Raw genomic sequence first — 13,034 nt, 5'->3', positions numbered from 1 at the left:
TATAATCTCTAATTAAATAAACCTGCTTCGGCAACACGCCAGATTTTTTGACAGGGGAATTTGTTTTCGTATAATGCTCTACCTATTATAACAGAGTCTACATAGCCTTCAGCTTCTTTTTGTAACTTAATTAAGTCCTGATAACCACCAATACCGCCAGAATGAGTAACTTTTCTTTCCGTAACTTCTGCAATATTTTTTGAAAGTTCAATATTTGGTCCAAGCATCATTCCATTTCTTCTAACATCAGTAACAATGTAACGTTGAGCACCAAGTTCTTTTAGCATGCGAGCATAATCTAATGCATTTATTCCTGTAAAAACTCTTCTTCCACGTGTAACAACCTGATTTTCAATTACATCAATTGCCGCAACGACTTTGTTGGGTGTAAATGTCTCAAGAATTTTTGAAAATTCTTTTGGGTTTTCAAATGCTAAAGTGCCAATTACAATTCTTGCTACTCCTAAATCAAAAGCAATTTTAGCATCTTCAAAATTTCTGATGCCTCCACCAAGTTCAACGGGTATTATTACTGCTTCACAAATTTTTCTGATTATTTCATGATTAACATGTGAATGTTCCCAAGCTGCATTAAAATCTACTACATGAAGACATTTTGCATTTTCTGCTCTCCAGATAAGAGCCATTTCTACCGGGTCATTTCCATAGGCAGGACAATTTAACTCTGGAATCCCTTGAACAACTCTAACGGTCTTACCATCTTGTATATCAATTGAAGGAATAACTAAAAGTTTAGCCATTGAATTTCCATTTACCCTGATTCTTAATAGTTTTTTTGCTTATAATTAATTTCTGAATCTCACTTGTTCCTTCAAAAATTTTTAGAATTCTTACATCTCTATAAAATCTTTCAATTGGAAGTTCTCTGGAATATCCCATACCGCCATGAATTTGAACTGCCATATCAGCAATTTTTGAAACAGCTTCCGAACAATAAAGTTTTACAATTGCTGCATCATGACTTATATCCAGACCTTTATCATATTTTTCAGCTGCTCGATAAAGTATGCTTTCCATTAAATAAATTTTAGTTGTCATATCTGCAATCATAAATTGAATTGCTTCAAAATTAGAAATTGGTTGGTCAAACTGAATTCTTTGAGTAGCATATTGAACTGAAAGTTCGAGCAATTCTTTAGCAGCTCCAATACTACACGCCCCTACTGTTAATCTTCCTGCATCCAAAGTTTTCATTGCAATTGCAAAACCTCTGCCTTCAGTACCAATTATGTTTTCTGAGGGAACTTCTACATTATTAAATCTAATTGCATTTGTTACACTTCCTCTTATACCAAGTTTTTTTTCGTTAGGACCAATTTCAACACCTTCGAAATTTTTTTCAACGACAAAGCCAGTTATGCCTTTACTTGTTCTTGCAAAAACAGAAAATACATCGGCAATAGCTCCATTAGTAATCCAGAGTTTTTCACCATTAATAATCCATTTGTCATTTTTCTTTACTGCAGTGGTTTTTAAGTTAAAAGAGTCTGAACCAGCTTCAGCTTCGGTAAGGCAAAATGCAGCAATTTTTTCACCAGATGTAAGTGATGGCAAATATTTTTGTTTTAATTCTTCTGATCCTCCAATATAAATGGCATTTGTTCCAATAGATTGATGTGCCCCAATAAATGTTGCAGTAGCTCCGCATCCTCTTGCAATTTCCTCTTGAGCAATGCAATATCCTACTTCACCAAATCCACCCCCACCATATTTTTCAGGGAATGCAGTGCCTAATAATCCAATTTCAGCAATTTTTTTAATTAATTCTTGTGGAATAAATTCTTGTTCATCAATTTTTTTTGCTAATGGTTTAATTTCTGCGTTTGTAAATTCTCTTACCATTGAACGCAGCATTTCTTGTTCTTCTGTAAACTTAATCATCATATTAATTAAGAATTTTTGATTTGTTGATGTAAAATAAAGAAATGGATACTAAAATAAAATCAATGAAGAAATGTTTATTAGAAGAAAAATTAAACTGCTTGTGATGTTTCTACAGCAAACATTTTATATTGTTTGTAGAGAGCAACTGCATCCTCAAAACTAAATCTTGTTCTAATTAAAAAGCTTTCATCTCTTTTTTTGGCAGGTGGCTCCGGTTCCCATTCTAAATTTGAATTTAACACAGTGTTATTTTCTGTATTAACAATAGCCCATTTTGCTACACCGTTTTTATATGATTTCATAACGAGGTGGATTTTACCCTCTAAACCAAATCTCATTGCTACATCAAACCATTTTGCTTTTTCTTCTATTGTCATTTTTCTTTAATGGCTATTTTTTCTAACTTATAATCGTAAAAAAAATGGAAAGCTTTAGTGAGCAATGCTAACTTAAAATTAGATTAATATTTTTTTCTCGAAATCAAATTTTATCTAATTTCTTGACTTTCGAATAGCTAATATTCATATTTCGCATTATATGATTGAAAATTTTACTTTTTTAGCTTCAGATAATGAAAAACTTGCTATCACCACTTACTTGAATAAAAATAAATTTAGTGGAAATGCAGTTATTTTTGTCCATGGTTTCAAAGGATTTAAAGATTGGGGGTTTGTTCCTTATCTTGGCAATTATTTTGCAAACAATGGATTTTTTGTTGTAACATTTAATTTTTCTTTTAATGGAATTGGAGAAAATTTAACAGAATTTACAGAACTTGATAAATTTTCTAAGAATACTATTTCGCGAGAAATAAGGGAATTGAACGAGATTACTGATGCATTAAAATCTGATTTCTTTAAAATTAATTTTAAAGGTAAAATAGGATATATTGGACATAGCAGAGGAGGTGCAGTTGCCATTTTAACAGCAAGTAAAAGAAAAGATATTAGTTGTGTTAGTCTCTGGGCCTCAATATCAAAACTTGATAGATATACACAGAGACAAAAAGATGAATGGCGCAAAAAAGGTTATATCGAAATAATAAATACAAGAACAAAGCAAATAATGAAATTAAATATCTCGCTTCTTGAAGATATTGAAAAAAATTCAGATGATTTCTTGAATATACAAAAAGCAATCTCTCAGTTTAATAGACCAATATTAATTGTTCATGGCAATCAGGATATGGTAGTTCCGGTGAAAGAAGCTATGCAATTATATGAGTGGTCAGATAAAACTAAAACAGAATTTTTCAAAATTTATGGTACTGGTCATACTTTTGATATCGTTCACCCTTTCAATGGTTCAAATGATAAATTTGAAAGAGTGTTAGAAACAACATTATATTTTTTTCAAAATAATCTTAAATAAAAAAAGGTGAGGTATGATTGTAAAAGAATTATCCAATCATTTTGTTTTATTGCTGAATAAAATCAAATCAAATCAATTATTGGGAATATTTTCTTTTTCAATACTTACATTTCTTAGTGCTCAATTAATGATTCCTGTTCAACCTGTCCCATTTACACTTCAAACGATGATTGTGCTTTTGTCAGGAGCATTTTTAGGTGCGAGAAATGGTTTATTAAGTCAAGTTATATATTTATTGGCAGGAATTTTAGGATTACCTGTTTTTGCAGGTTTTAGTGCAGGAATTTTGAAATTATTTGGACCTACAGGAGGTTATTTATTGTCATTTCCTTTTGCTGCATTTTTAACCGGTTATTTAATTGAAAAGAAAATCAACAATCTGTTTGTTTTAGTTTCTTTTATGCTTGGTGAATTGATAATTTTAACTGGAGGAGCATTATATCTGTCATTATTCTTAAATGGTAATTTTAAGCAGGCTTTTGTAAGCGGTGCATTTATTTTTTCTCTATGGGATTTTATTAAAATAATTGCAGCATTTAGCATTTATAAAGCAATTAAAATTAAATATCATAAAGAATGAGAAATTCGTTTACAATTTTCGGATGAAAAATGAATGCTAAAAATATAATTTTTATAATTGTATTCTTCTGTGCAATTGGATTATTTATTTATAATGTAAAAAAAATTTTACAATATATTTTTATTGGACAAAAAGAAGATAGATTTAATAATCCTGGAGAAAGAATTAAAAATGTATTGAAAATTGCTTTTGCTCAATCAAAATTATTGAGAGAACCTGTTGCCGGTATAATTCATTTCTTCATTTTCTGGGGCTTTATAATTTTTCTTCTTGCAGTGCTTGAATCAATCATACAGGGATTCTATTCAAATTTCAGCTGGGAATTTATAGGTTCATTCTATAAAATAATTACATTTATTCAAGATTTATTTGGGTTACTTGTTATTACTTCTGTTTTAATTGCTCTTTATAGAAGATTTATTATAAAAGTCCCAAGACTCAATGTAGGGAAAGAAGGAAATTTAGATGCTGCAATAATCTTGCTTTTGATATTGGGAGTAGTTGTTTCTATGTTTGGACAGAATTCTGCGCATATAGCTTCAAATAATTTCACACTATCAGCAAATGAATACAGACCAATCTCGACTGTGTTAAGCAAATATTTCTTTGCAAATGCTGTTTCAATATCAAAAGTATCTTATGAAATTTTTTGGTGGATCCACATTCTGCTTGTGTTAAGCTTTTTAAATTTTTTGCCTTACTCGAAACATTTTCATGTTATTTCATCAATTCCGAATGTTTACTTCTCAAAACTTGGTAATGAAAAATATGTTTTAAAGAATATTAATCTTGAAGATGAAAATATAAGTCAATATGGAGCGGCAGATTTTGAACATTTGACATGGAAACAAATCCTTGATGGTTTTGCATGCACTGAATGTGGACGATGCACAGATGCATGCCCAGCTTCAAATACCGGCAAAAAATTATCTCCTCGTGAGATAATAAAAAATATTCGTTACAGAACTGAAGATAAAGCTCCTTTAATAGTAAATGGGATAAAAGAAAATGAAATTTTAACAAAGTCACTTATACATGATTATATAACTGATGAAGAAGTATGGGCTTGTACAACATGTGGAGCTTGCATGAATGAATGTCCTGTTACAATCGAACACATCGATACAATTGTTGATTTAAGGAGAAATCTTGTTCTAATGGAATCTAATTTCCCATCTGAATTAAATGCTGTTTTTAAAAATATAGAAACGAATTTCACGCCATGGGCTTTTAATGCACAGGATAGAGCAAACTGGGCAGAAGGAATGAATATCAAAACAATGGCAGAAGATTCAAATTGTGAAATATTATTCTGGGTTGGATGTGCTGGTTCTTTTGATTCACGGTATCAAAAAGTGACGAAATCAATTGCAAAATTGATGCAAAATGCGAATATTGAATTTAGAATTCTGGGCGTTGAAGAAAAATGTACGGGAGATGTTGCTCGAAAATTAGGAAATGAATATCTAGCTCAAATGTTAATTCAAGAAAATGTTGAAACTCTGAACAGGTATAATGTTAAAAAAATTGTAACAGGTTGTCCGCACTGTTTTAATATGTTGAAAAATGAATATCCTCATTTCGGTGGAAATTATGAAGTTATTCATCATTCTGATTTTATTTTGGATTTATTGAAAGAGGGAAAATTAAAATTGAAAAATGAATCTCTAAAACAGAAAATTACTTATCATGATTCATGTTATCTTGGGCGATATAACAATATTTATGATTCACCTAGAGAATCTCTGAAAATGATAAATGGCATAAATTTAGTTGAAATGGAACGAAATAGAGATCGAGGTTTTTGCTGTGGAGCTGGCGGTGGAAGAATGTTTCTCGAAGAAAATGAGGGTGAAAGAATTAATGAAAATCGAACAAAGGAAGCACTTAAAACAAATGCAAATATTATTGCCTCAGCTTGTCCTTTCTGTATGACTATGCTTTCTGACGGATTAAAATCTTTTAATAAATCAGATGAAATTACCGTTAAAGATATTTCCGAAATAATTCTTGAAAACTTATTAATTAATTAAAAATTATGGAGGTATACATGCAAAAGTATCAAAATTTAGTAGAGTTCGTTAAAAGTTTAGAAACAGATGTAATTAAATTTTATGAAAAGGGCCAGGCAGCTGCAGGCACTCGTCTAAGAAAAGGATTGAGCGAGCTGAAAAAAATGGCTCAAGAAATTAGAAATGAAATTCAAGAAGTAAAGGCACAGCGTAAAGCTACAAAAAGTGAATAATATATTTTTTAGGGGCTGGATTATTTTATCCAGCCTCTTTTTCAAATCATTCCTTATAAAATTTTTTTCTATTGCAGCATTAATTTTTTCTTACTCATTTCTATTTGGGGTATGTTTTAATAACTCTGTAAGTATTTTATCCCAAGATTCAATCTCAGTAATTAAATTAACATTTGTTGGCGATTTAATGTGTCATCTTCCCCAGGTCATTTCTTCTCAAATAAATAAAGACAGTTTCGATTTCAAACCATCATTTAAATACATTAAAAAATTTCTTGAAAATTCTGACATTACATTTGGAAATTTAGAAACTGTTATAGGTGAAGAAAAAGATAGTTATAAAGGTTATCCGCTTTTTAATTCTCCTCCAGAATTTGTAGAGGCATTGAAATACGCAAAATTTGACATTTTGTATACTTCTAATAATCACTCTTTTGATCAAGGGTTTTCAGGAATTATTAGAACAATCAAAGTGTTGAAAGCAAATCAAATTGATTATCTGGGGACTTACTTATCACAAAGTGATTATGATTCATTAAGAATTATAAATAAAAAAAATTTTAAAATAGGTTTATTAGCTTATACTTATGGTTTGAATATCAATCTGAATAAATACAATAAATATGCTGTTAAAATTATCGATACTACTTTGATTAAAAAAGAGATTAAAAAATTAAAAGAAAAGTCTGTTGATATAATTTTGGTTTACTTTCATTTCGGAGATGAGTATAAAAGGAAGCCATCTTTATATCAAAAAGAAATTGTAAAGAAAACAATTGAGTATGGGGCAGATATAATTGTTGCAAGTCACCCGCATGTTGTTCAACCAATAATGGTTCGTAATTCAAGTAACAATAAAATTGGCAAAACATTAGTTGCATATTCTTTGGGAAATTTTATTTCGAATCAAAGATGGAGATATTCTGATGCGGGAGTAATTTTAAATATTCGTATGAGTAAAAATGGCAGTGTGGTTTCGTTTGATAGTATCTCAATAATTCCTACATGGGTTTATAAAGGTTTGGTTGATGGCAAAAATCAATTTTATATAATTCCATCTGATACAAATAAAATAAATGAATTTTATTTTCTTAACAATCATGATAAGAAGTTAATCAAAAGAAGTTACTACGATACAATGGAAATGTTTTTAAAACAGAATAATAAATAATAAGCTAATTTCATATCTTTACGGGTCAATATTTAAACAAATATGAAAAATAAAGCATCTCTTTCGGTAATATTTTTTACAATATTCATAGATTTAATGGGCTTTGGAATATTAATTCCCATTTTGCCAACATTCGCAAGTAAAGAATTAGGAGTGCAAGATTATGGCATTGGTATAATCGTAGCAATTTTTTCTTTGATGCAATTTTTATTTAATCCATTACTAGGGAAATTATCTGATGTTATTGGAAGAAAACCAATAATTGCAGCAACATTATTATTAACATCAATTTCTTATGTGATATTTAGTTTTGCTAATTCATTTGTAATTTTATTTTTGTCAAGAGCATTGGCTGGACTTGGAGGCAGTAATATTGCTGTAGCTCAAGCATATATAGCTGATATAACTCCACCAGAAGAAAGACTTAAAGGAATGGGAATTATTGGGGTTGCATTTGGATTGGGATTTGTGTTCGGACCTTTAATTGGGGCATTTATTGCAAAGTTCGGTTATGCTGTTGCTGGATTAAGTAGCGCAGTTTTTTCTTTTACTGCATTTTTATTTGCATTGTTAATTTTACCTGAATCTAAGCAGTTGAAATCTGAAAGAATGAATCTTCATTTTAAATTATTTGATGTGAAGTATATTCAAGATGTTTTAAGAAAGCCTGTTGTGGGTTTGCTGATTTTTATTTTTTTTATAATAATTTTTTCAATTGCAAATTTATATGGAACATTTGCATTACTTGGTTACAAGTTTTATCACTTTACTGATCAACAAAATGGTATTCTTTTTGGAATAATGGGTGTAATCGGAGCTATCGTACAAGGTGTATTAATTAAGTTTACAAATAAAATTTCTGAAAGAGTACTTTTAATTTTGGGTTTAATTTTGATGATGATTGGTTTAGCAGGAATTCCATACGGAGGGAATTTTTTTGGTGTTATAGTAGTAATTACAATTTTGTCAATAGGGACAGGCATATTGCAGCCACTAATACTTAGTATGATCTCGAAATTTTCAAAGCAAGAAGAACAGGGTTCTATACTTGGCTTGAATCAATCATTTTCTGCTTTTGCAAGAGTTCTTGGTCCACTGTGGGGTGGATTTTCTTACGATTATTTAGGTTATAAAGCGCCATTTATTACTGGTGCTATTTTTACATTTTTTATATTAATCATTGTAATTAATTTTTGGAAAAATATTATTTAGAAATATGAATATTGGGAATCTTAAAATAGATAATGCCTTACTTTTAGCACCAATGGAAGATGTTACAGATATTGCATTTAGAAAATTGTGTAAAGAATTTGGGGCGGATATTGTTTATACTGAATTTGTCAATTCAGATGGATTAATACGTTCAAACAAAAAAACATTTAAGAAACTTGAAATAACTGATGAAGAAAGACCTGTCGGAATCCAGATTTATGGCGGTAACTTAGGACCTATGGTAGAATCAGCCAAAATAGCAGAAAAGAAAAATCCGGATATCATTGATATTAATGCAGGTTGCTGGGTAAAGAAAATTGCTAATCGTGGTGCGGGTGCTGGTTTATTACGAGACCCTGATTATATGCAGAAAATGGTTGAAGCAATTGTGAAGTCTGTTAAAATTCCTGTAACCGTTAAAACAAGAATTGGTTGGGATGAAAACTCTATAAATATAATTGAAATAGCAAAAAGAGTTGAAGATGCAGGTGCATCTGCATTAACTATACACTGTAGAACAAGAAGTCAAGGACATAATGGTGAAGCCGATTGGTCATGGATTCAAAAAGTTAAAGAAGTAGTTAAGATTCCTGTTTTTCTTAATGGTGGTGTAATGACAGCATATGATGTAAAAAAAGCTTTTGAAACTACAAATGCAGATGGAGTAATGATTGCTCGAGGAGCCATTGAAAGACCTTGGATTTTTAGAGAAGCAAAAGAACTTTTAACATATGGAGAAATAAAATTAATTGATTCTCCTGAATTCAGATTTCAAACAGCTCTTCGTCATTTAAGATATTCACTTGAAATTAAAGAACCGAGAACTGCAATAATTCCATTTAGAAAATTCTGGTCTGGTTACTTAAAAGGGTTAAGGAATTCATCAAAAGTAAAACAGGAATTAATGAAATTGACTGAGTATGCTCCCATTGAAGATTTATTAATGAACTATCTTGAGGAATTAAAAAAAGAAGAAAAATTTATTTACTAAAAAAAGAGCAGCGATATGGATTTGAAAAATTATATTCGAACTGTCCCGGATTTCCCTAAAAAAGGGATTATGTTTCGAGATATTACCACTTTACTTAAGGATGGCAACGCATTTAGATATGCTGTAGATGAATTATATAACTTATGTAAAAATAAAGAGATAGCAAAAGTAGTTGGAATTGAATCTCGAGGATTTATTTTGGGAGCTGCAATTGCAAATAAACTAAGAGTAGGTTTTATTCCAGTTAGAAAACCTGGAAAACTTCCAGCTGAAAAATTATCAGAAACCTATTCTTTAGAGTATGGTATTGACTCGGTTGAAATTCATAAAGATGCTATTCAAGATGGTGATTTGGTTTTAATGCATGATGATTTGCTTGCTACGGGTGGAACTATGGAAGCAGCCTGCAAATTGGTAGAAAAATTGGGAGCAAAAGTTGTCCAAATTTCATTTTTAATCGAACTCAATTTTCTTAAAGGGCGTGATAGGTTAAAAAAGTATGAAGTTCACTCCTTAATTCAATATGATTCAGAATAAAAGTTCATTAACATCTAAGTGATTAATTTATTTAAAGATTTGAAAAATTTTTTGGTGCAATTATAATTACAAATTCTCCTTTTATTATTTTTTTATCAAAGTCTTTTAAAATTTCTTCAGGAGTTCCACGCCAGATTTCTTCGAACTTTTTTGTTAACTCTCTAGCTACAACTATTGGTCTATCTGGCATAAAATATTTTAATTCTTCTATAAGTTTTTTAATTCTATACATTGATTCATAAATAACAATAGTTCTTTCTTCTTCAGCAAGTTCTTGCAATTTTTTTTGTCTTCCTTTTTTCTGAGGTAAAAAACCTTCGAAGACAAATGAGCTTGAAGGTAAACCACTTATACTTAAAGCAGTGGTAATCGCACTTGGACCGGGAACCGGTACAATTGTTATTTTATTCTTTACTGCTTCATTTAATAATTTTGAACCAGGATCAGAAATTAGTGGCGTACCAGCATCAGAAACTAATGCACATGTAAATCCCGATTTTATCTCTTGTAAAATTTTTTCTATCTGGTGTTCTTCGTTGTTTGCATTAACAACTACAAATTTTTTTTGAATGCTGTAATGGTCAAAGAGAATTTTTGTAACTCTTGTATCCTCGCAAATTACAAAATCAACTTCTCTTAATATTTTCAATGCACGCAATGTAATATCTTCTAAATTCCCAATCGGCGTAGCTACTACATAAATTCTGCCATATTTGTTTTTATCGTCGTAGTTTCTCATATCATAATTATTATTGGTAATATTATTAATTACAATTTTATTTGAAGAAAATATTTCTATCCTAATAGAAAAATTATTTGTTAACAAAAAGTAATAATTATTATCGTTTAATAATACAGGAATTTTTAACAAGAATAATTTTTTCTCCCCAAAATTTTATCCTAAGTTATTTCTATAAAATCAAATCTTGAATACTCAAAAAATTATCTTCATCAAAAAATTAAACAAACATTAATATCATTACGATAATAAGCCAGAAGCAATAAACAATTTTGATAAAGTTAATATTGTGAGGTAAACATGAAAAAAATATTGATGATGGGTGCATTGATAATATTTCTTGTTACTTCGTGCGTGACGGAAAAGATTATTGAACCAACAGTATCAAATGATTACAGTGGACAATATCAATCAATTCCTTATTCTGCTGATAATGCTGACCCAATTGTAATTTTATTGCTTTCACATGAAGGTAATAAAGTTTACGGAACAGGCAGCTGGAATGCAATAACTTTCAATTTTGAAGGCACTGTAATTAATAAGCATACTATTTTAACATTTACGCTAAAAGATACAAACTTTGGCAATATTAATGGTGATATTGATGCATGGTTTGGTGATGATAATAGTCTTGCCGGTGGTTATAAACTATGGAATTCTTTTCAGTTATTTAATGGTGCAATAAGATTTAAGTTGGTTCAAAAACTTGAAAAGAAGCACGACCAGGGAACAGGATACTAATCAAATCAAAAAATAAAAGGCTCTTTTACAGAGCCTTTTATATACTTCTAAGAGTTCTTCTTATTATTTCAATTCCTTTATCAACTTCTTCTTTTGTTATAATTAATGGTGGTCTGAATCTCACGGTTGATACACCGCAACCAAGCATTAGCATTTTGTTCTCAAATAATTTTGTAAGAAATCTTTTTCTAATTTCTGGGGTTGGCATATCGAAAGCACACATTAAACCAAGACCACGAGCTTGACTTACAAGATGTGGAAAATCTTTTTGAACCTCCAATAATTTTTCTAAAAGATATTTACCAACAATTCTTGCATTTTCAATTAAATTATCTTCAACAATAACTTCTAGATATTTTCTTGCTCTAACCATATCAGTCAAATTACCACCCCAAGTTGAATTAATTCTTCCAGATACTCTTAAAACATTATCTTCAACTTCATCAATTTTATTGCTTACCATTATTCCACACACCTGAACTTTTTTCCCGAATGACATAATATCAGGTTGAACAAAGTATTCGTGAGCCCACATTTTACCGGTTAAACCGATACCGGTTTGAACTTCATCAAACATAAGCATAATATCATGTTCATCGGCAATTTCTCTAAGCTTTAAGAAAAATTCTTTTCTGAAAAAATTGTCGCCACCTTCACCTTGAATTGGCTCAATTATAATTGCAGCAATATCATCTTTATTATTTTTAATTGCTGAATAAATTTCATTGATTGCTTGATTTTCCAGCTGAATAATTTTATTTAAATTTTCTTCAACAGGGAAAATTATTTTTGGGTTGGTAATTCTGGGCCAATTAAATTTAGGGTAATGTGCAGTTTTAATTGGGTCTGTATTTGTTAATGATAATGTGTAGCCTGACCTGCCATGAAATGCTTGACGAAAGTGTATAACCTGCTGACCTTTTTCTTCTTTATATCCTTTCATGAAATTTTTCTTAACTTTCCAATCGAATGCCGCTTTAAGTCCATTTTCAACTGCAAGTGTTCCTCCCTCAACAAAAAATAAATGCTTGAAATATTCCGGCTTTGCAAGTCTGCATAAAGTATCAACAAATTTTGCCATCTCAACTGTGTAGATATCTGAATTGGAAGGTTTATTCATTGCAGCTAATGTTAATTCTTCCTTGAACTCTTTTGTATTTAATTTTGGATGATTCATCCCAAGCGGTGCAGATGCAAAAAATGAATAAAAATCTAAATACTCATCATTAGTTTTAGCATCAATAATTGTTAAACCATGACTTTTTTCTAAATCCAAAACAATTTCAAAACCATCAATTAACATTACTTTGCGAAGAACATCAAGTGCATTCTGTGGAGTAACTTTGTTAATGTTATTTACTAATTTAGTATTAGTAAAAATATTTTCTGACATAGTAACCTCTCAAATATTTTTGGGTTTTAATTTTGGTAAGTGTACAATGAGAGGGGATAACTTAATAAACTTGTTCTAAGCGGGAGCTTAAGTAGCTTTTTAAGTTTTTTCTTCCGGTTAGTTTTTGAAAATTAATGTATTTCATAGTA

Annotated in this window: 14 protein-coding genes; 9 read left to right on the top strand and 5 right to left on the bottom strand. The window is 30.2% G+C overall.

The features are described 5' to 3' along the window. Window positions 1–8 precede the first annotated feature (8 nt). The 3 genes from VJY32_RS02820 to VJY32_RS02810 form a co-directional block, all read right to left on the bottom strand. Complete coding sequence (locus VJY32_RS02820) at window positions 9–761, bottom strand: 1-(5-phosphoribosyl)-5-[(5-phosphoribosylamino)methylideneamino]imidazole-4-carboxamide isomerase (RefSeq protein WP_353676357.1); 753 nt, start codon at window positions 759–761, stop codon at window positions 9–11. Beyond that, the gene (locus VJY32_RS02815; protein ID WP_353676356.1) at window positions 754–1,902 is read right to left on the bottom strand and encodes an acyl-CoA dehydrogenase family protein; all 1,149 of its coding nucleotides are present in this window, start codon (window positions 1,900–1,902) and stop codon (window positions 754–756) included. The genes VJY32_RS02820 and VJY32_RS02815 overlap by 8 nt, the downstream gene beginning before the upstream one ends. 92 nt (window positions 1,903–1,994) lie before the next feature. Beyond that, a complete protein-coding gene (locus VJY32_RS02810; protein WP_353676355.1) occupies window positions 1,995–2,282 on the bottom strand; it encodes a hypothetical protein in 288 nt (95 codons plus the stop codon). A gap of 160 nt (window positions 2,283–2,442) precedes the next feature. Between VJY32_RS02810 and VJY32_RS02805 the strand changes: the two genes are divergently transcribed. Genes VJY32_RS02805 through VJY32_RS02770 form a run of 8 tightly spaced genes read left to right on the top strand, consistent with a single transcriptional unit; the run spans window position 2,443 to window position 10,012 of the window. Then, window positions 2,443–3,276, top strand: coding sequence for an alpha/beta hydrolase family protein (locus tag VJY32_RS02805; protein WP_353676354.1), 834 nt, complete (start codon window positions 2,443–2,445; stop codon window positions 3,274–3,276). A gap of 13 nt (window positions 3,277–3,289) precedes the next feature. Continuing rightward, window positions 3,290–3,856, top strand: a complete 567-nt coding sequence (locus VJY32_RS02800; protein ID WP_353676353.1) for a biotin transporter BioY — start codon at window positions 3,290–3,292, stop codon at window positions 3,854–3,856. A 29-nt stretch (window positions 3,857–3,885) separates the two neighbouring features. Beyond that, window positions 3,886–5,889: a heterodisulfide reductase-related iron-sulfur binding cluster gene (locus VJY32_RS02795; protein ID WP_353676352.1), complete on the top strand. Its 2,004-nt coding sequence runs from the start codon at window positions 3,886–3,888 to the stop codon at window positions 5,887–5,889. A gap of 17 nt (window positions 5,890–5,906) precedes the next feature. Then, entirely contained in the window at window positions 5,907–6,101 is a 195-nt protein-coding gene (locus tag VJY32_RS02790) for an Hc1-related histone H1-like protein (RefSeq protein ID WP_353676351.1), read from the top strand. Then, entirely contained in the window at window positions 6,094–7,272 is a 1,179-nt protein-coding gene (locus VJY32_RS02785) for a CapA family protein (protein ID WP_353676350.1), read from the top strand. The genes VJY32_RS02790 and VJY32_RS02785 overlap by 8 nt, the downstream gene beginning before the upstream one ends. A gap of 42 nt (window positions 7,273–7,314) precedes the next feature. Then, window positions 7,315–8,484 carry an MFS transporter gene (locus VJY32_RS02780; RefSeq protein ID WP_353676349.1) on the top strand — a complete coding sequence of 390 codons (1,170 nt, stop codon included), beginning with the start codon at window positions 7,315–7,317 and terminating at the stop codon, window positions 8,482–8,484. A gap of 4 nt (window positions 8,485–8,488) precedes the next feature. Next, window positions 8,489–9,475 carry a tRNA dihydrouridine synthase DusB gene (gene dusB, locus VJY32_RS02775; RefSeq protein ID WP_353676348.1) on the top strand — a complete coding sequence of 329 codons (987 nt, stop codon included), beginning with the start codon at window positions 8,489–8,491 and terminating at the stop codon, window positions 9,473–9,475. Window positions 9,476–9,490: 15 nt separating this feature from the next. Beyond that, on the top strand, window positions 9,491–10,012 hold the full coding sequence (locus VJY32_RS02770) for an adenine phosphoribosyltransferase (RefSeq protein ID WP_353676347.1): 522 nt from the start codon (window positions 9,491–9,493) through the stop codon (window positions 10,010–10,012). 31 nt (window positions 10,013–10,043) lie between these two features. Here VJY32_RS02770 and rsmI read toward each other — a convergent pair whose 3' ends face one another. Further along, complete coding sequence (gene rsmI / locus VJY32_RS02765; RefSeq protein ID WP_434968521.1) at window positions 10,044–10,883, bottom strand: 16S rRNA (cytidine(1402)-2'-O)-methyltransferase; 840 nt, start codon at window positions 10,881–10,883, stop codon at window positions 10,044–10,046. A 168-nt stretch (window positions 10,884–11,051) separates the two neighbouring features. Here rsmI and VJY32_RS02760 point away from each other — a divergent pair, with 168 nt between their 5' ends. After that, a complete protein-coding gene (locus VJY32_RS02760; RefSeq protein WP_353676346.1) occupies window positions 11,052–11,492 on the top strand; it encodes a hypothetical protein in 441 nt (146 codons plus the stop codon). 37 nt (window positions 11,493–11,529) lie between these two features. Here the strand turns inward: VJY32_RS02760 and lat are convergent, their stop codons facing one another. Further along, window positions 11,530–12,885 carry an L-lysine 6-transaminase gene (lat, locus tag VJY32_RS02755; protein ID WP_353676345.1) on the bottom strand — a complete coding sequence of 452 codons (1,356 nt, stop codon included), beginning with the start codon at window positions 12,883–12,885 and terminating at the stop codon, window positions 11,530–11,532. Between the last annotated feature and the right edge of the window lie 149 nt (window positions 12,886–13,034).

The sequence above is a fragment of the Rosettibacter primus genome (assembly GCF_036860675.1).
Lineage (GTDB): Bacteria > Bacteroidota > Ignavibacteria > Ignavibacteriales > Melioribacteraceae > Rosettibacter > Rosettibacter primus.
The sequence above is the reverse complement of the archived record's forward strand: the minus strand, read 5'-3'. Positions and strand labels throughout refer to the sequence as shown.

Bases quoted from the DNA above. Each gene is read 5' to 3' on its own strand.
- dusB (WP_353676348.1), top strand. From the start codon at position 8,489: ATGAATATTGGGAATCTTAAAATAGATAATGCCTTACTTTTAGCACCA.
- VJY32_RS02800 (WP_353676353.1), top strand. From the start codon at position 3,290: ATGATTGTAAAAGAATTATCCAATCATTTTGTTTTATTGCTGAATAAA.
- VJY32_RS02795 (WP_353676352.1), top strand. From the start codon at position 3,886: ATGAATGCTAAAAATATAATTTTTATAATTGTATTCTTCTGTGCAATT.
- VJY32_RS02770 (WP_353676347.1), top strand. From the start codon at position 9,491: ATGGATTTGAAAAATTATATTCGAACTGTCCCGGATTTCCCTAAAAAA.
- lat (WP_353676345.1), bottom strand. From the start codon at position 12,885: ATGTCAGAAAATATTTTTACTAATACTAAATTAGTAAATAACATTAAC.
- VJY32_RS02815 (WP_353676356.1), bottom strand. From the start codon at position 1,902: ATGATTAAGTTTACAGAAGAACAAGAAATGCTGCGTTCAATGGTAAGA.
- VJY32_RS02820 (WP_353676357.1), bottom strand. From the start codon at position 761: ATGGCTAAACTTTTAGTTATTCCTTCAATTGATATACAAGATGGTAAG.
- VJY32_RS02810 (WP_353676355.1), bottom strand. From the start codon at position 2,282: ATGACAATAGAAGAAAAAGCAAAATGGTTTGATGTAGCAATGAGATTT.
- VJY32_RS02805 (WP_353676354.1), top strand. From the start codon at position 2,443: ATGATTGAAAATTTTACTTTTTTAGCTTCAGATAATGAAAAACTTGCT.
- VJY32_RS02760 (WP_353676346.1), top strand. From the start codon at position 11,052: ATGAAAAAAATATTGATGATGGGTGCATTGATAATATTTCTTGTTACT.
- VJY32_RS02780 (WP_353676349.1), top strand. From the start codon at position 7,315: ATGAAAAATAAAGCATCTCTTTCGGTAATATTTTTTACAATATTCATA.
- VJY32_RS02790 (WP_353676351.1), top strand. From the start codon at position 5,907: ATGCAAAAGTATCAAAATTTAGTAGAGTTCGTTAAAAGTTTAGAAACA.